Origin of the sequence: Streptomyces sp. NPDC059828 (assembly GCF_042731955.1) — a bacterium.
Classification (GTDB): domain Bacteria; phylum Actinomycetota; class Actinomycetes; order Streptomycetales; family Streptomycetaceae; genus Streptomyces.
Genome location: NZ_JBHWIW010000061.1, coordinates 1 through 22,270, shown reverse-complemented (window position 1 = coordinate 22,270; position 22,270 = coordinate 1). Strand labels below are relative to the sequence as shown.

26 protein-coding genes are annotated in these 22,270 nt (G+C 68.5%); 16 read left to right on the top strand and 10 right to left on the bottom strand.

The features are described 5' to 3' along the window. The first annotated feature begins 62 nt into the window (after positions 1–62). Entirely contained in the window at positions 63–683 is a 621-nt protein-coding gene (locus tag ACFV6V_RS28065) for an L-threonylcarbamoyladenylate synthase (RefSeq protein ID WP_385570360.1), read from the top strand. A gap of 27 nt (positions 684–710) precedes the next feature. Here the strand turns inward: ACFV6V_RS28065 and ACFV6V_RS28060 are convergent, their stop codons facing one another. The 5 genes from ACFV6V_RS28060 to ACFV6V_RS28040 all read right to left on the bottom strand — a co-directional run bounded on the left by ACFV6V_RS28060 (position 711) and on the right by ACFV6V_RS28040 (position 6,156). After that, positions 711–941, bottom strand: a complete 231-nt coding sequence (locus ACFV6V_RS28060; protein ID WP_385570358.1) for a response regulator transcription factor — start codon at positions 939–941, stop codon at positions 711–713. Between the two features lie 277 nt (positions 942–1,218). After that, positions 1,219–2,298: a selina-4(15),7(11)-diene synthase gene (locus ACFV6V_RS28055; RefSeq protein WP_385570355.1), complete on the bottom strand. Its 1,080-nt coding sequence runs from the start codon at positions 2,296–2,298 to the stop codon at positions 1,219–1,221. Between the two features lie 262 nt (positions 2,299–2,560). Continuing rightward, entirely contained in the window at positions 2,561–3,463 is a 903-nt protein-coding gene (locus tag ACFV6V_RS28050; protein ID WP_385570353.1) for a hypothetical protein, read from the bottom strand. Positions 3,464–3,488: 25 nt separating this feature from the next. Continuing rightward, positions 3,489–5,459 (bottom strand): potassium transporter Kup, encoded by a 1,971-nt coding sequence (locus tag ACFV6V_RS28045; protein ID WP_385570350.1) that lies wholly within the window; start codon positions 5,457–5,459, stop codon positions 3,489–3,491. A 127-nt stretch (positions 5,460–5,586) separates the two neighbouring features. Next, on the bottom strand, positions 5,587–6,156 hold the full coding sequence (locus ACFV6V_RS28040; protein ID WP_385570347.1) for a TetR/AcrR family transcriptional regulator: 570 nt from the start codon (positions 6,154–6,156) through the stop codon (positions 5,587–5,589). 147 nt (positions 6,157–6,303) lie between these two features. On the opposite strand from ACFV6V_RS28040, the gene ACFV6V_RS28035 reads away from it, so the two are divergent. The 3 genes from ACFV6V_RS28035 to ACFV6V_RS28025 all read left to right on the top strand — a co-directional run bounded on the left by ACFV6V_RS28035 (position 6,304) and on the right by ACFV6V_RS28025 (position 8,721). After that, positions 6,304–7,248: an NADP-dependent oxidoreductase gene (locus ACFV6V_RS28035; protein ID WP_385570345.1), complete on the top strand. Its 945-nt coding sequence runs from the start codon at positions 6,304–6,306 to the stop codon at positions 7,246–7,248. A 356-nt stretch (positions 7,249–7,604) separates the two neighbouring features. Further along, positions 7,605–8,066: a protein kilB gene (locus ACFV6V_RS28030; protein WP_385570342.1), complete on the top strand. Its 462-nt coding sequence runs from the start codon at positions 7,605–7,607 to the stop codon at positions 8,064–8,066. A 142-nt stretch (positions 8,067–8,208) separates the two neighbouring features. Continuing rightward, positions 8,209–8,721: a DUF6790 family protein gene (locus ACFV6V_RS28025; RefSeq protein WP_385570341.1), complete on the top strand. Its 513-nt coding sequence runs from the start codon at positions 8,209–8,211 to the stop codon at positions 8,719–8,721. Between the two features lie 69 nt (positions 8,722–8,790). Here the strand turns inward: ACFV6V_RS28025 and ACFV6V_RS28020 are convergent, their stop codons facing one another. From ACFV6V_RS28020 to ACFV6V_RS28005, 4 genes are all read right to left on the bottom strand, one after another. Beyond that, positions 8,791–9,819, bottom strand: a complete 1,029-nt coding sequence (locus ACFV6V_RS28020) for a peptidase (protein ID WP_385570338.1) — start codon at positions 9,817–9,819, stop codon at positions 8,791–8,793. A gap of 345 nt (positions 9,820–10,164) precedes the next feature. Further along, entirely contained in the window at positions 10,165–10,731 is a 567-nt protein-coding gene (locus ACFV6V_RS28015; RefSeq protein WP_385570336.1) for a hypothetical protein, read from the bottom strand. 109 nt (positions 10,732–10,840) lie between these two features. Beyond that, entirely contained in the window at positions 10,841–11,974 is a 1,134-nt protein-coding gene (locus tag ACFV6V_RS28010; RefSeq protein WP_385570333.1) for an ABC transporter substrate-binding protein, read from the bottom strand. A gap of 164 nt (positions 11,975–12,138) precedes the next feature. Further along, a complete protein-coding gene (locus ACFV6V_RS28005) occupies positions 12,139–14,883 on the bottom strand; it encodes a SpoIIE family protein phosphatase (protein ID WP_385570331.1) in 2,745 nt (914 codons plus the stop codon). Between the two features lie 183 nt (positions 14,884–15,066). Between ACFV6V_RS28005 and ACFV6V_RS28000 the strand changes: the two genes are divergently transcribed. After that, positions 15,067–15,429 (top strand): MmcQ/YjbR family DNA-binding protein, encoded by a 363-nt coding sequence (locus ACFV6V_RS28000; protein ID WP_385570329.1) that lies wholly within the window; start codon positions 15,067–15,069, stop codon positions 15,427–15,429. A gap of 141 nt (positions 15,430–15,570) precedes the next feature. Here the strand turns inward: ACFV6V_RS28000 and ACFV6V_RS27995 are convergent, their stop codons facing one another. After that, positions 15,571–16,167, bottom strand: a complete 597-nt coding sequence (locus ACFV6V_RS27995) for a hypothetical protein (protein ID WP_385570327.1) — start codon at positions 16,165–16,167, stop codon at positions 15,571–15,573. Positions 16,168–16,421: 254 nt separating this feature from the next. Here ACFV6V_RS27995 and ACFV6V_RS27990 point away from each other — a divergent pair, with 254 nt between their 5' ends. From ACFV6V_RS27990 to ACFV6V_RS27940, 11 genes are all read left to right on the top strand, one after another. Then, entirely contained in the window at positions 16,422–16,721 is a 300-nt protein-coding gene (locus tag ACFV6V_RS27990; RefSeq protein ID WP_385570324.1) for a gas vesicle protein, read from the top strand. A 37-nt stretch (positions 16,722–16,758) separates the two neighbouring features. Continuing rightward, entirely contained in the window at positions 16,759–17,196 is a 438-nt protein-coding gene (locus ACFV6V_RS27985) for a gas vesicle structural protein GvpA (protein ID WP_385570322.1), read from the top strand. Between the two features lie 4 nt (positions 17,197–17,200). Further along, on the top strand, positions 17,201–17,914 hold the full coding sequence (locus ACFV6V_RS27980; RefSeq protein WP_385570319.1) for a GvpL/GvpF family gas vesicle protein: 714 nt from the start codon (positions 17,201–17,203) through the stop codon (positions 17,912–17,914). A gap of 46 nt (positions 17,915–17,960) precedes the next feature. Further along, entirely contained in the window at positions 17,961–18,218 is a 258-nt protein-coding gene (locus ACFV6V_RS27975; RefSeq protein ID WP_385570318.1) for a gas vesicle protein GvpG, read from the top strand. Further along, complete coding sequence (locus tag ACFV6V_RS27970) at positions 18,215–18,709, top strand: hypothetical protein (protein WP_385570316.1); 495 nt, start codon at positions 18,215–18,217, stop codon at positions 18,707–18,709. Before ACFV6V_RS27975 ends, ACFV6V_RS27970 begins: the two co-directional genes overlap by 4 nt. Continuing rightward, positions 18,702–19,790 carry an SRPBCC family protein gene (locus tag ACFV6V_RS27965; protein WP_385570313.1) on the top strand — a complete coding sequence of 363 codons (1,089 nt, stop codon included), beginning with the start codon at positions 18,702–18,704 and terminating at the stop codon, positions 19,788–19,790. The genes ACFV6V_RS27970 and ACFV6V_RS27965 overlap by 8 nt, the downstream gene beginning before the upstream one ends. A gap of 33 nt (positions 19,791–19,823) precedes the next feature. After that, the gene (locus tag ACFV6V_RS27960) at positions 19,824–20,234 is read left to right on the top strand and encodes a gas vesicle protein (RefSeq protein WP_385570310.1); all 411 of its coding nucleotides are present in this window, start codon (positions 19,824–19,826) and stop codon (positions 20,232–20,234) included. After that, positions 20,231–21,052: a GvpL/GvpF family gas vesicle protein gene (locus tag ACFV6V_RS27955; protein WP_385570308.1), complete on the top strand. Its 822-nt coding sequence runs from the start codon at positions 20,231–20,233 to the stop codon at positions 21,050–21,052. Before ACFV6V_RS27960 ends, ACFV6V_RS27955 begins: the two co-directional genes overlap by 4 nt. Then, entirely contained in the window at positions 21,049–21,288 is a 240-nt protein-coding gene (locus ACFV6V_RS27950) for a gas vesicle protein (protein ID WP_385570306.1), read from the top strand. The genes ACFV6V_RS27955 and ACFV6V_RS27950 overlap by 4 nt, the downstream gene beginning before the upstream one ends. Next, positions 21,288–21,662, top strand: a complete 375-nt coding sequence (locus ACFV6V_RS27945; RefSeq protein WP_385570304.1) for a gas vesicle protein K — start codon at positions 21,288–21,290, stop codon at positions 21,660–21,662. Before ACFV6V_RS27950 ends, ACFV6V_RS27945 begins: the two co-directional genes overlap by 1 nt. Positions 21,663–21,724: 62 nt before the next feature. Beyond that, a complete protein-coding gene (locus ACFV6V_RS27940; protein ID WP_385570302.1) occupies positions 21,725–22,171 on the top strand; it encodes a hypothetical protein in 447 nt (148 codons plus the stop codon). The last annotated feature ends 99 nt before the right edge of the window (positions 22,172–22,270 follow it).

The following is a 22,270-nucleotide window of genomic DNA, read 5'->3' as shown; positions in this document are numbered from 1 at the left end:
CCGCCGCCGGTACTCCGCGTTCCGGAGCCGGAGGACGCAGCCGGATCACGTAGGCTCCGTGAATGGCCAAGTACTTCGACGTGCACCCCGAGAACCCGCAACGGCGCACCATCACCAGCGTGGCCGATCTGATCCGATCCGGCGCTCTCGTCGCGTATCCGACGGACTCCTGTTTCGCGCTTGGGTGCCGCGTGGGGGACCGGGACGGCCTCGCCCGGATCAGGTCCATCCGTGGTCTCGACGACCGTCACCACTTCACCCTCGTCTGCCAGAACTTCGCACAGCTGGGCCAGTTCGTACGGCTCGACAACGATGTGTTCCGCGCGGTCAAGGCGGCGACGCCGGGCAGCTACACCTTCATCCTCCCCGGGACGAAGGAGGTGCCGCGCCAGCTCTTGCACCCGAAGAAGAAGACGGTCGGCGTGCGGATCCCGGACCACGTCGTCACCCAGACCCTGCTCGCGGAGCTCGGTGAGCCCCTGCTGTCCAGCACGCTGCTCCTGCCCGGCGAGGAGGAGCCGCTGACTCAGGGGTGGGAGATCAAGGAGCGGCTCGACCATGTGGTGGACGCCGTGCTCGACTCGGGTGACTGCGGCACGGAACCGACCACCGTCATCGACTTCTCCAGTGGCGAGCCCGAGATCGTGCGCGAGGGAGCGGGCGACACCTCTCGCTTCGCGTAGCCGTACGGTCGCGCAGTGCTCCGGGCCTCACAGGCCGAGGGAGACGGCCATGCGGGTGAGTTCGGCGGTGGTGCTGATGTTGAGCTTGGCGCGGATGCGGCGGAGGTAGGCGTCGACCGTGTGGGTGGACAGACCCATGTGACGTGCCGTCTGGAAGTACGTGCGTCCCGCGGCGATATGCCGGAGGGTCTCCTCTTCGCGCGGGGCCAGCGTGGGGGCAGGGGCCGCGGTGTCCGGTGTGGCGAGGGTGTGGTTCATGGCTGGTCCTCTGGTGTGTGTCCGTGTCGCCCGGTCTTCGCTGCTCGCACCCTCGGAAGCAGAGATCCATGACCGACATGTCCTTTATGCCTCTTTTAGATAGGTTGTCCTCGCTATTTCATGGCGCTGTCCGCCAACTGTCACAGGAGTGTCACCAGAGGCCGCCCAAGCGTGTCCGGATGCGAGCTTATGGTGAAATCCGCAGGTCACGCGGATGGCCCTCTGTGTGCTGGAGCCCCCGGTGGCACCACACAGAGGGGTACGGCGGCGGTTTCGCTCAGGCGGGCCGCAGGGCCTCGGTCCGGACCGCGGGGACCAGGTCCCACCACCAGGAGATGGACGGGATGTCCAGGGGCTCGGGGCTGCTGTCGGTCGGCGTGTCGGTGAAGGTCGCGGACAAAGCCGCCGGGTCGTCGGGCGTGGTGTACCGCAGCGAGCTCACGCTCCAGTCCTGGGTCGCCCGGATGAAGGCGGCGAGGCTGCGCAGGTACTGCCGCACCTGCGGGCTGCCCTCGTCCTCCAGCTTGGCGCGCAGGCTCATGAAGAGGCACATCGCCCGATCGCGCTGGGCTATCGCCTTGGTCAGTGCCTCGTCCCGGCTGAGGCCGTACTCGTGCTCGAGCACGCGGATGTTGTTGAGGTAGTAGTGCGTCCCGCGGCTTTCCTTGTGGTGGGAGTAGATGTCGTTGTCCCACGTGGTGATGAACGAGGTCATCTCGGCGGCGGCCCGCACCGCCCGGCTGTCCCGCTCGTACGGCTGGAGCTCGTATCCGTGTCCGATCTCCAGGAAGGGCTGCACCACCGATGTCGCACCGTCGTACAGGCGCATCAGCGTGTAGTCGTTCAGGTCGGGGACCCTGCTCGCGGCGCGGTTCTCCGCTTCCCACACCACGGCGAAGAAGTACTCGCGAAGGGTGTCCACCCACCGTCCGACCTGAAGGGGGGTCGCGCAGCGGGAAAGCCTGAGGGTCAGGTCCCGCAGTGACTCCGCCAGGGGGTCGTCCGTGAGCATCGGCGCCTCCGGATTCTGCGCGATACGCAGCAGCCTCTGGAGTGCCGCCGCCAGCTCGCCCGGCTTGCTGCCGAGTGCGCCTTCCTCGCAGTAGCCGTCGTCCACGCCGAAGAGCCAGATGACGAAGTCGGAGAGGATCGAGACGACCTCCTCCTCGCCTTCGGGGAGGATGCGCGCAGCGAACACGCCGATGTCCTGGGTCACGAGGCGGCTGCGCCACTCCTTGGAGCCGATGTCGAAGGAGTCCGCCCACGCCGCGGTCCGGGCGTCGATGGCCGCGTGGTTCGGATGTATCGCGGGCGGGATGGGCGCGTAGATCGGGGGTACCACCAGTGCAGGTTTCACTCTTGAGTCCCTTTCAGTTCGTCGGCGCCCGCGGCTACTCGCTGTGGGCGTGTACGGATCATGGCCGGAACCGCACGCTGAGTGATCAACTGGGCGCATCGTAATTGACTGGAAGTCAGCACTCCAAGCCCTCTCCGGAGGCTGCCTGGGATTCACAGGAAATGAACCCTGTCGCCCCTGTCGCCCCTGTCGCCCGTGATGCCCGTGTCGCTTGGGCCGCCTGGGTCACTCTGAGTCGCTGGTGCCACCTACGTCACCCACGTCACTCGGGTCGTCCGCGTCGCGCACGGACCGCGGGGGAGCGCCCCCAGAGCAGGCGGGCTCCGCTGAAGCGGGCGATCGCGCGCAGATGCGGGCCGGTGTTGCCGATGTACCAGACCGGCAGGTCACCGTGTGGCCAGGCGTAGGCGGGCAAACCCTCGTCAAGCAGGGATGTGAGCCGTGGTTGGCCGAGCGATTCGGCGGAGAACGCGTAGAGCTCGGGCAGCCGTGGCGCGATCAGACCGTAGTCGAGCATGCGGGCGAGCGCGTGTTCGTCGAGGATGGTGTCCTCGATGGGTGCCGGCACCGGGTAGACGGGTGGGAAGGACCGGCCGAGGTCGAGGAACATCTGGACGGTCCGGTGGCGCGGGTCGGCCAGCGGCGGCCCGAAGGGGGACAGGCGCCCCAGCGCGAGTCGCGGCCGTACGAGCATCGCGTGGGTGAAGAGGACGCGGAGCAGCGCCACGTTCATCATGAACCGCTCCACTTGCTGCTCTGCGGTGGCCAGGTCCTCGTGCTCCAGATACCCTGCGACGATGCTGGCGTTGTGCGCCTGGTACCAGCGGCCGGGGCTGGGCGTCCGGATGAACTCCACCCAGGACTCCACACTTCGGGCGCTCGCGGTGCCCGTACCCCAGGTGCACAGCAGGTGGGCCTCGGCCTTGTCCCGCAGAAGCCGTTCATTGACGGCACGCCACCAGGGGCTGCCCGCAGGTTCCGCGGACTCCGACGCGAGCACACCACGCGCCACTGACCAGTGCATGAAGCTCAGTTCGGCACGGCCGTACCGACGACGGGGACCCGTGGCGACCCGGTAGAACTCCTGCGCGAGCGCGTAGCGCCCACGCGGCTCGTCGCGCACCCGCGCCACCTGCTGCTCCGCGCGTGAGGCCGCGTCAGTCACGGCTGCCTGATCGGTTCACGGTCCGTCACACCTCGATGTGCGAGCCCATGTTGACCGTCTGGTCGCGGGGCAGGCCGAAGTACTCGGCGGCGTCCGCCGTGATGTAGGAGGTGGCGATGAACAGACGCTTGCGCCACGTCGCCATCGTCGGTGCCTTCCCGCGCCGGAGCTCGATCTTCGACAGGAAGTAGGAGGCCTGGTCGAGGTGCAAGGGGCCCTCGGTCAAGGCCGGGTCGAGCAGCGCCAGCGTACCGGGCACATCCGGCGTCTCCATGTAACCGAACCGGGCGGTGACATGGATGATCCCGTCGTCGCCGTAGCCGAGGTCGTCGACCGCGACCCGCTGGTCGTCCGGGACCCGGGGTACGGGTTCGGTGACGAGCGACAGGATCACGACCTGCTCGTGGCGTACGTGGTTGTGCTCGACGTTCGCGCGCAGGGCGAGGGGTGCGGTCTGCTTGCCGCGGTTGAGGAACACGGATGTACCGGGAACGCGGAGCGTCCACGCCTTCCCGCTGCGCAGCTGCTCCACGAACTCGGGCAGTGAGCCCTCGCGTCGTTCGCGCTCCGCGGTGACGAGCGCACGGCCACGCTGCCACGTGGTCATCACGGTGAACGCCACGAGGCCGATGAGCAGCGGGATCCACGCCCCGTGGACCAGCTTGGTCAGGTTCGCGGCCACGAACAGCAAGTCCACGACCAGCAGAACCGTGGCGCCGGTGCCGATCAGCCACAGCGATGTGCCCCACTTCGCCCGGGCGACGTAGAAGTACAGCAGGGTGGTCATGGTGATGGTCCCGACCACGGCCATTCCATACGCGTACGCCAGCGCCCCGGAACTGCGGAACGCGAAGACGAGGGTGAGCACCGAGACCATCAGCAGCCAGTTGATCCACGGCACGTAGATCTGGCCGATGGCGGACTCGGAGGTATGCGCGATCCGCAGCCTGGGCAGGTAGCCCAGCTGGGCCGCCTGGGAGGTGACCGAGTACGCGCCCGTGATCACCGCCTGCGCGGCGATCACGGTGGCGGCCGTGGCCAGCAGCACCATCGGCAGTCGCCCCCAGTCCGGCACGAGCAGGAAGAACGGGCTGCTGACATTGGCGGGATCGGCCAGGATCAGGGCGCCCTGGCCGAGATAGCTGAGCATGCAGGCGGGAAACACCAGGAACAGCCAGCCGCGGGTGATCGGCTTGCGCCCGAAGTGCCCCATGTCGGCGTACAGCGCCTCGGCACCGGTGACCGCCAGCACGACTCCGGCCAGTGCGAAGAAGGCGATGCCGAAGTGGCCGGCCAGGAAGCCCAGCGCATAGCTCGGGGACAGCGCCTTGAGGATCTCCGGGTGGTCGACGATGCCGCTCACCCCGCACGCTCCGATGGCGAGGAACCAGGCGATCATGATGGGCCCGAAGACCCGGCCGACCGCCGCCGTTCCCCTGCGCTGCACCAGGAACAGCACCACGATGATCACTGCGGTGATCGGCACGACCAGCTCTTCCAGCGACGGCTGGACCACCTTGAGCCCCTCGACCGCGGACAGTACCGAGATCGCCGGGGTGATCATGCTGTCGCCGAAGAACAGCGAGGCGCCGAAGAGGCCCAGCACCGCCAGCACGGCTGCGGCTCGCCGTCCGCGCTGGGCGTTCCACCGCCGCAGCAGGGTGATCAGGGCCATGATGCCGCCCTCACCGTCGTTGTCGGCGCGCATCGCCAGCAAGACGTAGGTGATCGTGACGATGATCATGACCGCCCAGAAGACCAGGGAGACGACCCCGTAGACATTCGCCGTGCTGACCGGAACGGGGTGCGGGTCGCCCGGGTTGAACACGGTCTGGAGGGTGTAGATCGGACTGGTCCCGATATCGCCGAACACCACGCCGAGCGCACCGATCACCAGCGCGAGACGCACCGTGTCACGTGCGCCAGAGCCATGACCCGCCGACGGCTGCGATGCCGATCCGTCATCCGGACCGGTGCGGTGCCGGCGATCGCTCACGGCGGTCCTCCTCAGCGCGGGCGGGAGCGCAGGCCGGCTGCCCGGCCCGTCGCGCCGGACGATACCGGTCCGTCGCGCGACAGCCCGGCGAACCACCCGCCGACCTGCCGGGATTCGGCACGATGCGTCAGAGTTCCCCCGGCCCGCTGAGCCATTGGGTGACCACGGCGTCGATGAACCGGTCGGTGACCTCCAGGCCTTCCACGATCAGACGGAAGAGCACGGGAGAGGTCAGCAGCGCGTACTCATCGGCGGTGACCTGCCGTCCGGAGGGTTCCAGCAGGGTGTTGAAGGCCGCGTGCCGGTTCTCGACGATCCGGGTCAGGGCCTCGGTGCTGTCGGGGTCGTAGTCGGTTTGCGCGATGACGGCGAGCACGGCGGCGCGGGTGGGCCGGTCGCTGAGCCCGGCGCGCAGGCTGGTGAGCCATTCCCTGGCGACGGTCCGCACATCGGTGCCGGGTGCGGGGTAGCCCACGTCGGGGCCTTCCAGTAGCAGGTCGGACAGCAGGCTCGCGCGGTTGGGCCAGTGTCGGTAGAGGGTCTGGCGGGTGACGTCGGCGCGTTCGGCCAGCAGCGCGTAGGTCAGTCCCGCGGGGCCGGCCTCGGGCAGGAGCTCACGGGCGACCGCCAGCACGCGGGCGCGGGTGCGCTGGACCCGTGGGTTGCTCAGCTCCGGGCGGCGCCGGTGGTTAGACATGCGGTGATCATACGCGCGTAAATCATCCGGTCTGAGTGATTGTGCAGGCCGTATGTCGAGGCTCAGGCGCAAATCATACGTCATGTGTGATAGACAGGAACAGTAATCATACGACCTGGATGATTGATATCGGAGAGGAACCCCGACATGAAGCGACTGCAGTACCGGCACCGCGGCGGACCGGACGTGCTCGAATGGGCCGAAGTCGACGAGCCCACGCCCGGGCCGAAGGAGATCGTGGTCGAGGTCAGGGCCGCCTCGGTCAATCCGACCGACATCAAGATGCGCACGGGCGAGCTGGGTGTGGCGAACATGTTCGAACCATCCCCGAGGGGCATGGGGCTCGACTTCGCCGGCGTCGTCCGCGCCGTCGGCCCGGAGGTCTCGACCCTCGTGCCCGGCGATGCGGTGACGGGCCTCTCCGCCCCGCGGTCCCGGAGCTTCGCGGACCTCGTCAAGGTGAAGGAGGGCAAGGTGCGCCGCATTCCCGACGGTCTGGGCTTCGCCGAAGCGAGCACCCTGCCCATGGGTGCCGCCACGGGCGCGAAGGTGGTCGCCAAGTATCTGACACCCCGCCACGGACAGAGAGGCCACCGCGTCGCCGTCCTCGGCGCCGGTGGCGGAATCGGGCTCTACGCCGTCCAGTTCGCGCGCGACGCGGGTGCACTCGTGACGGCCGTCGCCGGCGGCCCGGCAGCGGACACACTCCGCTCGTTCGGACTCGACGAGGTCCTCGATTACCGGACGCAGACCCTTGCCGGGAGCGGCAGGCGCTTCGACACCGTCATCGACCTGTCGGACCGGTACATGTACCGCGATGTCGAAGCCGCGCTCTCCCGGAAGGGCTGCTTCCGCACCATGACGCCCGGTCCCAGGCATCTCGGGGCCCTGGTGTCGAAGCGGCGCGCGCGGCCCGCGTTCGCGATAGCCGACACCAGTGGGCTGGACCGGGCCATCGAGTCCATCGTCAGGAAGCGTCTGGTCACCAATGTCGGCGCCACTTTCGCGATGGGGGACGCCATCGACGTGCTGCGCGACTACGAGGAAGGCCGCATCAAGGCCGTCGGCAAGGTCGTCCTCACCCGCCCCTAGTTTGCCGCTGAAGCCGCTGAAGCCGCTGAAGCCGCGGGTGTCATGCCGGTGAAGGGGAGTCGTCATCCGGAGAAAGGGCAAGCCCTGCGCGGCCCACGCCGGCTCGGCCGCGCGCTCGCCGCAGATGCTCTCGTCGGCAGTGTGAGCGTCATCGGAGCGACCACCGCGCAGGCGACGACGCCCGGCCTTCACGGTCGAAGGGTGCGACGCACTCGGCGGATCGGTGAAGGGCAGTCAGACCGATCCCGGCGTCGAGTTGTGCAGGCCGCCCGACAGGAGCACAGTGCCGGTCACCGGATGACGGGCGTCCCCAGCGATGCCTGTCCGCGCTGCTGTTCAAAAGGGGGGACTCAGCGATGTGGCCCAGCATCATCGCCGTGGCCGGCACACTGCTCGGGGGTGCGCTCACCGGGTTGCTCCAGATCAAGAGTGCCCGGATCGCCCAGCGTGCCGTCCGGGCCGACCAGCGGGCGGAGGCGCTGCGGCGGGCGCTGGGTGAACTGGTGGCCGCCCTCGGCGACCACCGGAGAGCCATGTGGCATCGTGAAGTCCTGCGCCTGGACGGCGCGAGTGAGGCGGCCCTCGATGCGGCCCGCACGGCCTCCCGTGGCACGCGCTCGGCCGTGACCAGCCCGCTGGTCGCGGTATCCGTTCTCGACCAGTCCCTCGCGGAGCCTGCCCGTCAGGCAGCCCTGGCAGCGTTCGACCTGCGCGACGCCACCGACCGCCGCGACTTGGCCGCCCGCCGCGAGACGGCGATCGAGGCGACCGACGCACTGGTCGCCGCCGCCGGCCGGGCCATGGCTCCCCCACGGTGATTCGCGGATCTCCGCCAGGTCCGCCCGGCCGTCGGGGCAACGCGACACCTTGCCCGCGGGGGCCGGGCTGCCGCGTACCCGTTCGGTTGAGCCGAGTCGCGGCTGAACATCCCAGGCGGCGCGGCAAACCTATGCTCCCTTTATGTTCCTGGTGGTCTATTTTGTTGTGCTTATTGCCTGCCCGTTGATCCACACCTTCGTCGACCGACAGCCCAATCGCCGAACGCGCTTTCGCGTCATCGAGATCTGGCTGCTCTGGTTCGTCGGCGCCAGCGGCCTCCTGTCCGTGCTCACCGGCCTCGGACACATCGGTCCCAACGCGCCAGAGATCGCCGACGGCATCGGCTTCGCCCACAGTGCGTTCCAGTGGGAAGTCGGCTGGGCCGACATCGCGATCGGCACCATCGGCTTCCTGTCCATCTGGCGCCGGGACTCCTTCATGACGGCTGCGGTCATCGCGCTGGCGATCCTGTACTGGGGGGACGCCATCGGCCACATCATGCAGCTCGCCGCCCATGACAACAGGGCTCCGAACAACGTCCAGCCGATCTACACCGACATCCTTCAGCCTCTGATCGCCGTGCTCCTGCTCATCGCGTACCGGCGCCATGGCGGCGGCCGGAACACGGCACCCCAGGACCAGAAGCCGCTGTGACAGAGCCGGACGCCCCAGGTCCGCGCACGAGGCGCGGCCCCGGGGTCTGTGCGGTTCTCTGCCCCACAGTCAGGGGGACGGCTGGTCCGCCGGCTGCGCGCGGTTGCGTCGTCTGCGACGGATCAGCACCCATGCGATGAGCCCGCACACGACGAGGGCAACTGCCGCCCCGATCGCGTACAGGTGTGCGTATGAGGTGGGTTCCTTCCACTGGGAGAGCATCACGGTTGCCGTGGCGGAGCGCTTGGCAGGGCCGCTCCGCAGCTCCAGGGTGGCTTTCCACGGGCCGTCGGGCAGGCGGGGTTCGAGCGGAACGACGACTGTGCCCGAGCCGTGCGAGCTCAGAGTGGTGCCCGGAGGGGCCCGGAAGGGACCCGCGGTGACTCCGCCGGGGCCCTTGGCGAGAGTGAGCTGACCGCTCAGGTCCACGGCCCGTCTGCCCAGGTTGCGCACGACGGCGGTCACGCTCGGGCGGCCCTGTTCGTCCCGGGCTCCCGTCATCCTCTCGATGACGAAGTCGGACAGCGGCTCGCCGCCCGGACCCACGTCGAGGTAGACGCGCACTCCGACGCGGTGGATGCTGCCGACGTTGTGCTGCGCATCCGGGGCGGCCTGGGCTTCGGCCCAGACGACCGCGTAGCGCTCTCCGTCCAGCGCGGTCCTCGGAACCGTGACGGTCAGCATGGCCTGGGTTCTGGCGCGGGGCGCCAGAACCACCCAGGCGGGGTTGACCTTGATCCACCCGGACAGTTCGTTGGCGGTGTGCTTCTGACCGAAGGTGAACGTGTTCTTGTGGATGCCGGCGGAGGCGGCGTAGAGGTCGAGACGCCGGGCTGCGGCCGACTTGTTGTAGACCTCGATCCTGCGTTTGATGGTGGTGCCCGGTCTGAGGTGGTCGACGATGTACCTGCGTGCGCGTGGGTCGTCGCGCCGGGCCACGGGCGCGTCGACGAGACGGACGCCGATCAGGCCCGGATCCGGATCGGCCACGGCCGTGGCCATGACGGGTGCGCCGGCCAGTACGCCCAGCGAAGCCGCCGTCGCGACAGTCGCGGTGGCGGCCCGGATGCACAGCCGGGCCCATGGATGGTTACGCAACAGGACAGGTCACCGTCCCGGCGCGGGTCCCGACGGGGTGGATCTCGGCGCCGCCGCACCAAGTGCCGTGTCTGCGCGCTTCTGCAGAGTGTCCGACGCGATGAGCCCGATGATCGAGCACGGCGACCTCCGTGTCCATGATGTCGGCCCCGGTTCGCGTCGGGGCGCAGAGGCCATCTGTGATGACCCGGAGGAACTATAGGGATGAATTTCCGCGGGGAGCGCGCTGGATATACGCGTGTCCTTGCTTCTCGCTATTGGGCTTGTCCGGGAACTGTTGGTCGGACTTTCCGTACTCCGAATCAAGTGAAATGACATAAGAGGGCGAGGTGATGTGCCGTCATATCAGGCCACCGAGTGGGTCACGACTCCCCGGTACGTACCGGCTACCACCAGCGTCGGCACATGGACCTCCAGCGTGGGGTCCCAGGCGACGGAATTGCTGCCCGAGCCGGTCGGGTGCCGGAAGGCCGCACGAGAGTCCGCGAGACTGCCGGGAAGTCCTGGGACGAAGGGACCGTTCACGGGATCGATCGCTTCCCCCGGGTCGTACCGGACACGGGAACCCGGGATGGTTTGGTGCCAGTGTCCTTCCCCCGTGCTGAACGCACGGCTCAGCGAGACGACGGCAGTCCACTGGGCGTCGGAGACCGCACGCTCGTCGACCACCTCCACCTCGCCGATGCTGCCGCGGGAGGTTCCGCCGGGGACCGTGTGCGTGAGCGTCGCCGCGGCGGGTGCGCTGATGCTCAGTCCACCAGTGGCCTTCACCTCGAAGACAACCGCCGTCTCCGCCGAGTCCCCGCTGTCTCCGGCGGACCGCTCGGCATGGGCCGACGTGGGCGCGATCAGCGCACAGCCCAGGATGACGTGCGGCACGGCCGCGAGAACAATGCGCCGCCGAGCCGACATTCGCATACCGTCAGTTCGTACCATGAGGCGACCGTATGGCAAGGTTTTGCGGCCCTCATCCCGTACACCGCCGCTTGGGCGGCACACCGCCATCCGGGGACAGGCGTGTTCAGCCCCCCATGGTCTTGGCCCACTCCCGGTCCACCGTCAGCCTCGCCTTCTCCAGTTGTGCGTCCGTGGGGAACTGCGGCTCCCCTTCGACCGTCGGCAGTCTCGCCGCTGAGGCTTCGTCAAGGGTGCCGTCCTTGCGCATGGTCTCCATCAGCACCGGGCGGGCGTAGCCCGCGAGCCGGAGGTTCTGCCCCGCCACACTGAAGACATACTCCAGCCACAGGCGGGCCGCCGCCGGGTGTGGGGCGTTCTTGTTGACGGCCAGGGCGTAGTACTGGGCGAAGCTTCCGTCGAAGGGGATCGAGACCTGCCAGTCCACTCCCTTGTCGCGGAACTGGTCCGCGTAGTCGAGATTGATGTAGTCCCAGTCGATGCTGATGGGGGTTCTGCCGGTCTCCACCGCGGTTGATGTGGACTCGGCGGGATTGAAGTTGCCCCGCTCCTTGAGCTCGGCGAAGAAGTCGAGCCCGGGCTGGATGTCGTCGAACGACCCTCCGTTCGCGAGGGCTGCCGCGTACACACCGGCGAATGCGGTGTTGGAACGGGTGGGGTCACCGTCCAGCGAGACCTTCCCCTTGTACCGGGGATCCAGCAGGTCGGCGAAGGTCTGGGGGCAGGGCTTGACCCGGGTGGCGTCGCACCCGATGGAGATATAGCCGCCGTAGTTGTTGGACCAGCGGGCCTCGCCGTCCTTCTGGCTGGCCGGGATCGAGTCGTACGCGGCGACCCGGTACGGCGCCAGCAGCTTCTGCCGGGCCGCAGCCCGGGCGAACGTGTCCCCCACATCGATGACATCGGGGGCGTCGGCACGCTTCCCGCCCATCTTGATGGCGTCGATCTCGTCCTGGCTGGAGGCCTCGGGATCGGCGACAGCGACCTTGATCCCGTACTTCTTCTCGAAGCCGTCGATCAGGCCGCCGTAGTTGGCCCAGTCGCGCGGCAGCGCGATGGTGTTCAGCGCACCCTCCCGCTTCGCCGCGGCGGTCAGCGCGTTCATCCCACCCGCCTCAGCCGCCGAGGTGGCGACCGCGGGCCTCACGGGCCTGGAGTCCGGTGCCTCGCTGCAGCCGCTCGCGAGCAGCAGACCGAGGCAGCCTGCGGCCACAGCCGATCGAACACAAGGTGCGGTCACGATTGCTCCAGGACACGGGCGCCGGGGAACGGAGGGGAGGGGAAACGCGTGGCTCCGCAGGCGAGGCACGGTGGCCCGGCCGCGCGGATACGGGCCTTCGGAGGATGCGGCGCGTCCTCGGGCGCGCCGGGGGAGCGGAGGCGCGCTGACCACACGATTGTCCCTCACCGTCCTGTGCCGGCCTGCTCTCCGCCTGCGCCGGCAAGCGGCTCCACCTCGTCGAACAGGAAATCGGCCGGTCCGTCCACCGATGGGCCTGCGCCGCCGTGGAGGGAAAGCTCCGCCCAGATCACCTTGCCGGTGGGGGTGTAGCGAGTACCCCAGCGTTCGGCGAACTGAGCCACCAGGAAGAGCCCGCGACCGCCCTCGTCGGTGACCGTCGCCCGCCGCAGCCGTGGCGAGGTGCTGCTGCCGTCGGAGACCTCGCAGATCAGGGCTCGGTCGCGGAGGAGCCGCACAGTGATGGGATCGGTGCCGTAGTTGACGGCGTTGGTGATCAGCTCGCTGAGGACGAGTTCGGCGGCGAAGTCGATCCGGTCGAGTCCCCACTCCCGGAGCCGGCGTACGCAGTCGGCGCGGACCGGGCCGACCGCCGCCGGGTCGCGGGTCACCGTCCATTCCGCGATCCGGGAGCGGGCGAGCCGGTGGGTACGGGCCACCAGCAGCGCGATGTCGTCCCTGTGCTGGTCGGGCATCATGGCGTCCATGACCGCTGCGCAGGTGGCCTCCGGGGACCGGTCGGGCCCCGTCAGCGCGTCGCGCAGAGCAGCGAGACCGTCGTCCAGGTCGCGGTCCCGGTCCTCGATCAGCCCATCGGTGTAGAGCACCAGTCGTGACCCCTCGGGCACGGTCAGCTCGGCGCTTTCGGCGGGCATCGAGGCTCCGAGGCCCAGCGGCGGGGAGACCGGTAGCTGCGGGAATTCCACCCTCCCGTCGGGGCCGACCACCGCAGGTCCTGGATGGCCCGCGGTGGCGGCCGTCAACTGCCCCGATGCGGGGTCGTAGACGGCGTACAGACAGGTCGCGCCGGTGATCCCCAGCCCCTCGCCGTCGTCGGACTCGTCGAAGTCGATCTGGGCCACCAGCTCGTCCATACGCCCCAGCAGCTCCTCCGGCGGGATGTCCAGGACGGAGAAGTTGTGCACGGCGGTGCGCAGCCGCCCCATGGTGGCCGCTGCGTGCACACCGTGCCCCACGACGTCACCGACGACCAGGGCGACCCGGGCACCGGACAGCGGGATGACGTCGAACCAGTCCCCGCCCACGCCGGCCCGGGCGGGCATGTAGCGGTAGGCCACCTTCAAGGCCGACTGCTCGGGCACCCCGCTGGGCAGCAGACTGCGCTGGAGCGCGACCGCCGTGGTGTGCTCTCGGGTGTAGCGGCGGGCGTTGTCGATGCACACCGCCGCCCGGGCGGTCAGCTCCTCCGCGAAGGTCACGTCCTCCTCGTCGAACGGCGCGGAGGCCTCCGACCGCCAGTAGTGGGCTGTTCCGAGCACCACCCCGCGGGCCTGCAACGGCACCACGACCAAGGAGTGGACTCCGTGCTCCAGGATCCGGCGGGCCCGCTCGGGGTTCTGGGCCTGCCAGCCCGGAGAGACGCTCAGGTCCTTCACCAGGACCGCCCGGCCGTCCGCCGCGCCTGCCGCCGTGGGAGTGGAGCTGACGAACCGGATCAGTGTGCCGGCCGGGTACAGGAGATCGTCCCGCTCCAGGCCCGCGACGGCGGTACGGCGCATCTCGGTGCTCGCGCCCGACGGCTCCTCGCCGTGCAGGACCGGTTCGAGGAGCTCGACGGATACGACGTCGGCGAAATGGGGGACCGCGACCTCCGCGAGTTCCCGGGCGGTGCGGGTGACGTCCAGGGTGGTCCCGATCCGCACCCCGGCGTCGTAGAGCAGTTGGAGCCGCTCGCGGGCGGTCTCCGCCCGGCCGGCGAGGGCCTGGAGCTCGGTGGTGTCCCGCAGCGTCATCACCCTGCTCGCTGGACCCTCCGGTTCGGCGAACCGTTTGTTGACGGCAAGCAGCCGGTCGCCGGCCAGATGCACCTCGTCGGTGGCGGGGAGATCCGATGTCAGCAGTTCGGCGAGTTCGGCGCTCAGCCCCAGCGCGTTCACGGGGCGGTGCTCCGCGTCCGCCGGCAGATCCAGGAGGCGGCGGGCCTCGTCGTTGACCAGCAGCAGCCGGCCGTCGGCCCCGACGATCAGCACTCCTTCCCGTACGGCGTGGAGTACCGCGTCATGGTGTTCGTACATCCGGGTCATCTCGGCCGGGCCCAGGCCATGGGTCTGCCTCCGCAGACGGCGGCTCACCAGTGCCGATCCGCCCGCCGCCAGGGCGACCGACCCGATCGCGACCCCGAACAGGACCGGCAGCTGCTGGTTCACCCAGTCCTGCACCTTCCCGACCGTCACGACGGAGGAGACGATGGCGACGACGGAACCCCGGCCGTCCCTGACGGGCACGGCCGAGATCACGGAGAGCCCGAGTGCCCCCTGGAAGGTCTTGGTGAACGTCTTTCCCGTGGCTGCTTCCGCGTAGGGGCCGATGACGTGCTTGCCGATCTGGTTCGGATCGCTGTGGGTCAGGGCGATTCCGTCCCGCTGGTAGACGATGATCGCGTCGACACCGGCGGCCTTGCGGACCGCCTCGGCGCTCGGTTGCAGCACCGCGCTGGGGTCGGGACTCTCCAGAGCGGCGAGAAGCCCCGGCGAGTGTGCGAAGGTCTGGGCCGCGGTGAGTGTCCGCTGCTGGGCGTCCTCCGTGCTGTGGTGGCCCGCCTGTACGACGAGGGCCACCAGCGCCGTGGCGACGACCAGCACCACCACCCCCAACTGGAGCAGGAACACCTGGCCTGCGAGGCTGCGTACATCCAGCAGGGAACGCAGGCGCCGTAGCGACCGCCGCATGCTCCACCCGGACGCATGGCCACCGCCGGGCGGTTTCGGCGGTTCATCCCTGATCTGCCCCGAAGATTCACGCACAGGGCATTTCTATCGTTCTCGACCGCCGATCACGGGCCGATCCAGGCGATGGCCCAACGGATTTCTGGCCGTGGGAGCGTGTCAGTGTCGCTGGCTACGGTGGGGCGCATGATCGAAGCCGACGACATCCGCCGAATCGCCCTGTCGCTTCCCGAGACAACGGAGAAAGAGGCGTGGGACATGCCCACATTCCGCGTGGCCGGGAAGATGTACATCACCATTCCCGATGATCAGACGTCGTTCGCCGTGCGCTGTCCCAGACACGAGCGCACAGAGCTCATCGCCGCTGAGCCGGAGAAGTTCTGGGTGCCACCGCACGAGGCGAGCTCGGCCTGGGTGAGGGTGCGACTGGCCGCACTTGAGGACCTGGACGAGCTGCGCGACATCCTCGTCGACTCCTGGAGGCAGGCGGCGCCGGACCGACTGGTCGAGGAACACCCCGACCTGCGGCCCGGCGCCGCGGGCACGTGAGTCGGTCCGGCCGAGGGCGATCTCACGTCCGCTGTCGCTCAGCGGATCCGGCGCGGTCCGGCGGCGCCCCATGGGGCGGGGGGACTGCGCGATCAGCCATGACGGACCCGCAGGCGACGCGCCCGATTGCCGACAGAGCACCTAATCCTTGATGTCCACATGCATGTTGAAGGTCCGTCCGGCGATCTTCACGAGCAGGTTTCCCTGCGTGCCCCGGTGCGCGAGCGTGTCGCCCACCGAACCCTTGCCCGCTTTCTGTTTGTCCTGCGGCGGGAAGCTGTGGAAGTTGGTGAACATGCCGTCGCCCGTGGCGTACTCGCCCGCCACCGTCCAGTCCTTGCGCAGCTGGGCGAACTCGGTGCGGGCCATGGCCTTGGAGAAGCCGAGATTGACCCGCTGCCCGCCCAGGTAGGCGTCGGCACACTGCTGGAGGATGTTCGGCACGAGCGTCTTCGCCAGCTCGTCGGCGCGCTCCACCAAGGAGAGAAGGTCGTCCTCGTCGGCGTCCAGCTTGCTCTTGCGCCCCTGCTTGGCGGTCTCGGCGAGCAGGGCCACCTGATCCGTGTCGATGGTGCGGTAGGCCTCGTCGTAGCCGTACTCCTTGTCGCAGGCGATGCGGACGGTGGTAGCCCATCGCTCGTCGCTCATCCACTCCCGGTCGAAGTGGCTCGCCTTGCAGTAGGCGATGAGGTCAGTCTCGGCTTCCGTCGCGTCCTTGGCGTAGGTCCCCTTGGGCACAGTCGTTCCCCCTCGTCTCGTGACCGACGCACCGTCCGGTGTGGACGGCGACGTCCACCGTCCCACCCCGTACGGCGCATGTCAGCCGGTTCTTCGCATTCCGTACCTCTGAGGCGGATGAGGCACAAGACGCGCTCAGTCAGGAACTGGTGAGCGGCGGAGCATACGTTCGGATCCCCCGGGCAAGCGCAATACATCCGGGCCATGTGTTTGAAGCTCGTCAAAAGGGTCAGTCGGGCCGTGAGGTGGATCTCATGAACACCCAAGAGGAAAAGGGCCGTAAGGCTCCCGAGAAGCGAATGGACGTCTCCAGCGCCTTGCGTTGCGCTTCGGGTCAGCTCGCGGAACTGCTCCAGTGCAAGCCGGGCACCGTTTCCGCGATGAAGGCCACGGACGACGGTTGGTGTGCCGATGTGGAAGTGGTCGAACTCGAAAGAGTCCCCGACACCATGAGCGTGATGGCCTCCTACCGCGTTTCTCTCGATGCCGGCGGCAACCTCGTCGGCTACGAGCGCATACGCCGGTACGCGAGAGGTCAGATCGACCGGCGCTGAACCGACCGTAAAGAGTGACGCCGAAAGGAGTTTCATCATGACGATCGTGCAGCAGAGCAACGCACCCAGCAGTTCGGGAGGTTCCGGGAATCTCTACGATGTCCTGGAGCTCATTCTCGACCGCGGACTGGTCATCGACGCGTTCATCCGCGTCTCCCTGGTCGGCATCGAAATCCTGAAGATAGACGTGCGGGTCGTCGTCGCGAGTGTCGACACGTATCTGCGCTTCGCGGAAGCCTGCAACCGCCTGGATCTGGAGGCGGGCCGCAAGGCACCCAGTCAGCTCACCGACCTCGTCGGCGATATGACGGAGAGCGGAGCGAAAGGCAAGTCGAAAGGCGCGCTGAGCGGCGCCGTTGAGGCATTCACCGATTCGCTGCAGGGCAGGAGCGAGGAGTCCGAGGAGCAACCGCGAAAGCGCCCCGCGCGCAAGTCCGCGTCGAGTCGCCAGTCGGCGCAGAGCAAGGGGGAGTGACACCGTGTCCACGTACGTATACGCGATCACGCATGCTGACCACCCCCTGCTCCTGGACGAGCTCGCGGGCATCGGGGACCCGCCACTCCCCTTGCGGACCATCACCACCCGGGGCCTGGCCGCGGTCGTGAGTGACGCGCCCCCCGGGCTGAGGGCCAAGCGCCGTGATGTGATCGCCCATCAGACCGTGATCGAACGGCTGATGCGTGACGGCGCGACGCTGCCGATGCGTTTCGGACTGGTCGGATCCGACGATGAGCAGGTGGCAGAGGCTCTCGAGCAGCAGCGCGACACCTACGGCGAACGCCTCGCCGAGCTCTCCGGGCACGTCGAGTTCAATCTCAAGGTCACCCGCGACGAGGACGATCTGCTGCGGGAGATCATGACGGATTCCGAGGAGATCCGCCGCTTCAACGAGCGCAGCCGGGCTGCATCCGCGGCGCCCGACGAGCGGATGGCTTTCGGCGAGCGGGTTGCCCACGAAGTGGCGTCGCGTCAGGAGCGGGAAGCGGCTGAACTGGTGGCGCGGTTCGAGCCGTCAGCGGCCCGCACCTCTCTCGGCGAACCCACCAGGAACCACTTCCTCAACGCCTCGTTCCTCATCAAGGGCGAGACGGCGGCGGCATTCTCACGCGTGGTTCAGGAGGAGGCGGGGCGGCGCGGGGACGCCTACACCCTCACGCTGACCGGACCGCTGCCGCCGTACAGCTTCGTCTGAACTGCCGACGTTCGCGTTCCACGAACCGACACCGAAGGCATCCGCCATGGGCCTTATCACCGGCATCCTGACCCTCCCGCTCGCTCCCGTCCGGGGCACGGCGTGGGTTCTCGACCAGTTGGTCCTGGCCGCCGAGCGCGAGTACTACGACCCGGCGCCTGTGCGCAGCGCACTCGCCGCACTGGAGCAGGACCTGATCACCGGACGCATCACCGACGAAGAGTTCGACCGGCGTGAGGATGAACTTCTCGACCGGCTCGACGCGATTTCCGAGCACGAAAGTGTGAGGTGGAGGAGCAGATGACGACCAACGTCAAGATAGGTGTCGCACTGGTTGGTGGCTACTTCCTGGGCAGGACACGCAAGGCCAGGATGGCGATCGGTCTGGGCATGTTCCTGGCCGGCAGGAAGCTGGATCTCGATCCCAGGCACCTCGGCAAGGTGCTGGCCAACTCGTCGCTTCTGGGGCCTCTCAACGACCAGGTCCGCCGCGAGTTGTTCGAGGCCACGCGGTCCGCCGCGACCACCGCGCTCTCCGAACGGGCCACGAGCCTGGCGGACTCCCTCCACCAGCGCACGCTGGAACTCAACCAGGGGGATGAGCCGGAGGCCGAGGACACGGCTGCGGATGACGAGGAGGCTCCCCCGGCGGCGAAGAAGAAGGCAGCCACCCGTACTCGTTCGGCGTCGGGCGGTACACAGAAGAAGACCGCCGCCGCACGCAAGCGCAGCAGTGCCCCTCGCCGTTCCACATCCGCGGCGGGCCGCAAGACCCGGGGTGAGGCCAATGACTGACTCGATGCTGAGCAGGATCAAGGATGACATCGGCCGCAGCGCGGAAGCCGATCGGCTCAAGGAGGAGCTCCGGGGCTATCTGACCGCCCGAGCCGAGCACGCGGTGACGAATCTGGGCCATCGCCTCGGCGAGGGAGTTTCCCAGCTCGCCCAACCGGGACACGGCTCAGGGACGTTGGCCAAGAGCGTGGCCAAGGGCGGCAAAGCGCTCCGCGACGGCAGGACACCTGCTCAGGCCATGGTGGCCGCGGGAGCGTCCCATCTGAAGGACACCCTCAAGGAGAAGGTCAGGAGTCTGTTCGGCAAGGGGCGCAAGAGCGGCGGTGGAAAGTCGAAGAGCGTCACCATCGTCGAGGACATCGACGTGGGTGTTCCGGTGCGCGAAGCGTACGACCAGTGGACCCAGTTCCAGGAGTTCAGCACTTTCGCCAAGGGTGTCGTGAGTGTCGAGAAGGCGGACGACACGAGCAGCAACTGGAAGGTGAAGGTCGCCAAGTCCACACGCAGCTGGAAGGCGAACGTCACCGAGCAGATACCCGACGAACGCATCGCCTGGACCACGGAGGGAGCCAAGGGCACGGTCAAAGGCGTGGTGACCTTCCACGGCATCACGGACGACCTGACTCGGGTCCTCCTGGTCCTCGAGTACTTCCCCAAGGGCCTCTTCGAGAAGACGGGGAACATCTGGCGTGCCCAGGGCCGTCGTGCGCGTCTGGACCTCAAGCTCTACCGCAAGTTCATCATGATGCGGGGCGAGGCCACGGACGGCTGGCGCGGCGAGATCCGGGACGGCGAAGTCGTCGTCGAGCACGAGGACGCCATCGAGCACGAAGCCGGAGAAGAACCTGAAGACGGCGAGCTCGAAGCCGGAGAAGAACTTGAAGACGGCGAGCACGAAGCCTATGACGACGGGGAGGTCCCGGACGAGGACCACCCCGATGAGGAGATGGCAGACGACGATCTCGACTACGAGGACGCCGAGGACGCCGACGAGTTCCAGGATGACGAGGTGGTCGATGACGAGGACGCGGCCGAGGAGGAGCCGCCCGTCCGCCGCCGCACCTCGTCGGCCCGCCACTGACGGCGAGCAACGACCGCACACAGGGGTGAAGTCATGACCCAACCACTCGCCGGCCGCGCGAGCGTTCCGCTTCACGGCCAGCACGGCTCATCTGCCAATCTCGCCGACATCCTGGAACGGGTACTGGACAAGGGCGTCGTCATCGCGGGCGACATCCAGATCAACCTGCTGGACATCGAGCTCCTCACCATCAAGCTCCGGCTGCTCGTCGCCTCCGTGGACAAGGCGAAGGAGATGGGGATCGACTGGTGGGAACGCGATCCCTCGCTGTCGTCCCGTGCCCCCGCGCCGTCGGCCACACCGGTCGCAGCCGAGGCACTGGCCGAGGAGAACGCATTGCTGCGGGCCCAGCTCGCCGAACTGCGCCAGGCAGCCGGTCCTGTGGCGACGCCGGAGCAGACGCGGCAGCAGGGAGCCACCTCCGGAAGGGAGGTCGAGCGGTGACCGCCGAACCCGCCGACGCCTCCACTGACCAGGAACTGTCGTACGTGTACGCGATCGTCCCGGAGGACACGGCGCTGAAGCACATCGCCGATGAGCTCGAGGGCATCGACGACCGGGCGGTTCGCTGGGTGAGCGAGGGGGCGGTCGCCGCCCTGGTGTCGTCAGTCCCGGCGGACGCGTTCGGTGAACAGGGGCTGAAGAAGCAGATGGAAGACCTCTCCCGGCTCGAGAGCATCGCCCGTGCTCACCACACCGTGGTCGGGTCTGCTTTCGCCGTGGGTACGGTGCTTCCCATGCGGTTGGCGACCGTGTACCTGGACGACGCCCGGGTGCGCGCTCTACTGCGGCAACGACGTTCGGAGTTCGAAGGGCTGCTCGATCGGCTCCACCAGCACGTCGAGCTCGGGGTGAAGGTGTACGTCGAGCCTCCCCGCACCGAGTCCGCGGACGCGGCACCTCGCACCGCCACTGCCGGCACAGGGCGTGCCTACCTCCAGCAACGCCGGGCACAGCGGCGCAGCGGTCAGGACCTCCACCGGCGGGCCGCCGCCGTCGCCGAGGAGGCCGTCCACGAGGCGGCCGGCCTTGCCGCCGCCCGGGTCGTCCACCGTCCGCAACAGGGTGATCTCGCGTCAGCCCCCGGAACGAACATCACCAACGAGGCCTACCTGGTGCCCGCGTCGCACGCCGCCCGGTTCCGCGAAGTCCTCGACGCCCTGGTCCGGGACAGCCCTGGCGTGCGAATCGAGGTCACCGGGCCATGGGCCCCGTATTCCTTCGCGGGCCTCTTGGAGCACGGGGGCGACGCCTCGCGATGACACCGGAAACCGCCTCCCGGGCGACCACGGCCACCGCTGCGCGGACGCCATCGCGGAACGACGGTGCCTCTGCGGGCCCGCCTGTGGCCCTCATCGATCTGCTGGATCGCCTGCTCAACGGGGGAGCAGTGGTCACCGGGGACCTTGTGCTGTCCATCGCCGACGTCGATCTCGTGCACATCAGTCTCCGGGCCGTCATCCGGTCCATCACGGCTGACGAACCGGCCCCCTGGTGATGTACGGAAACAGCCCAGCACACAGGGCCGCACAGCCATCAGCAGAGGAGGTTCGCATGCCGGGCACCAACGCATCCCGCAGTCCCGGAAACGCCATCGCGCAACGGTTGGAAACGGACCCCGAGTCGGTGGAACGGGACCTGATGAAGCTCGTCCTCACCATCGTGGAGTTGTTGCGGCAGTTGATGGAGCGGACGGCCCTCCACCGCGTTGACCAGGGCGACCTCAGCGAGCAACAAGAGGAACGCATCGGTATGACGCTGATGATCCTCCAGGAGCGCATGACTGAGCTGTGTGAGCGTTACGACCTCACACTGGACGATCTGAATCTGGATCTCGGACCTCTCGGCTCGCTGCTGCCCAGGCAGGAATGAAGCCACGACGACATCACAACAGCGAGCGTTTCAGACCATGTTGTGAGGCAAGGAGCAATGTTATGACCGCTGAAAACAATGACACCAAGCAGACTGGCGGCCGCAGCGCGAAGAAGGCCGCGAGCCCCAAGACGGCTGCCGCCACCAAGCGTGCCGGAGGGCACGCCGCGTCCAAGGCCAAGACGGAAGCGGAAGGTGCGGCGTCGGCGGCCCTTGACGCGAAGAAGTCCGCATCGGAGGGTGCCCGGTCGGCCGGTGCGGCCACCAGGCGTGCGGGCCGCGCCGCGGCCGCGGGACTGTCCAACGGACAGGAGGCTGTGACCGCCACGGCCACCAAGGCGGCGACGGTGGCCACGACCGCATGGACGGTGGTCAAGCACCGGAAGGCGATGGTCGCCGGGGCCGCCGCAGCCGTCGCCGGAGTCGCCGGAACCGCCTTCGCCGTGGGGCGCTCCACAGCCAAGCCCACCACCGGCCCGCTCACCCGTCTGGCCCGCGGCCGGGTCTGACCACGGATGCATCGCACCCCTTCGCCCCGGGGGGGGGGGCCGCCGGGGCGGAGGGGTGCGATGTCGCGTGTGGACGCACCGGGAGTCGTGCCGCCTCAC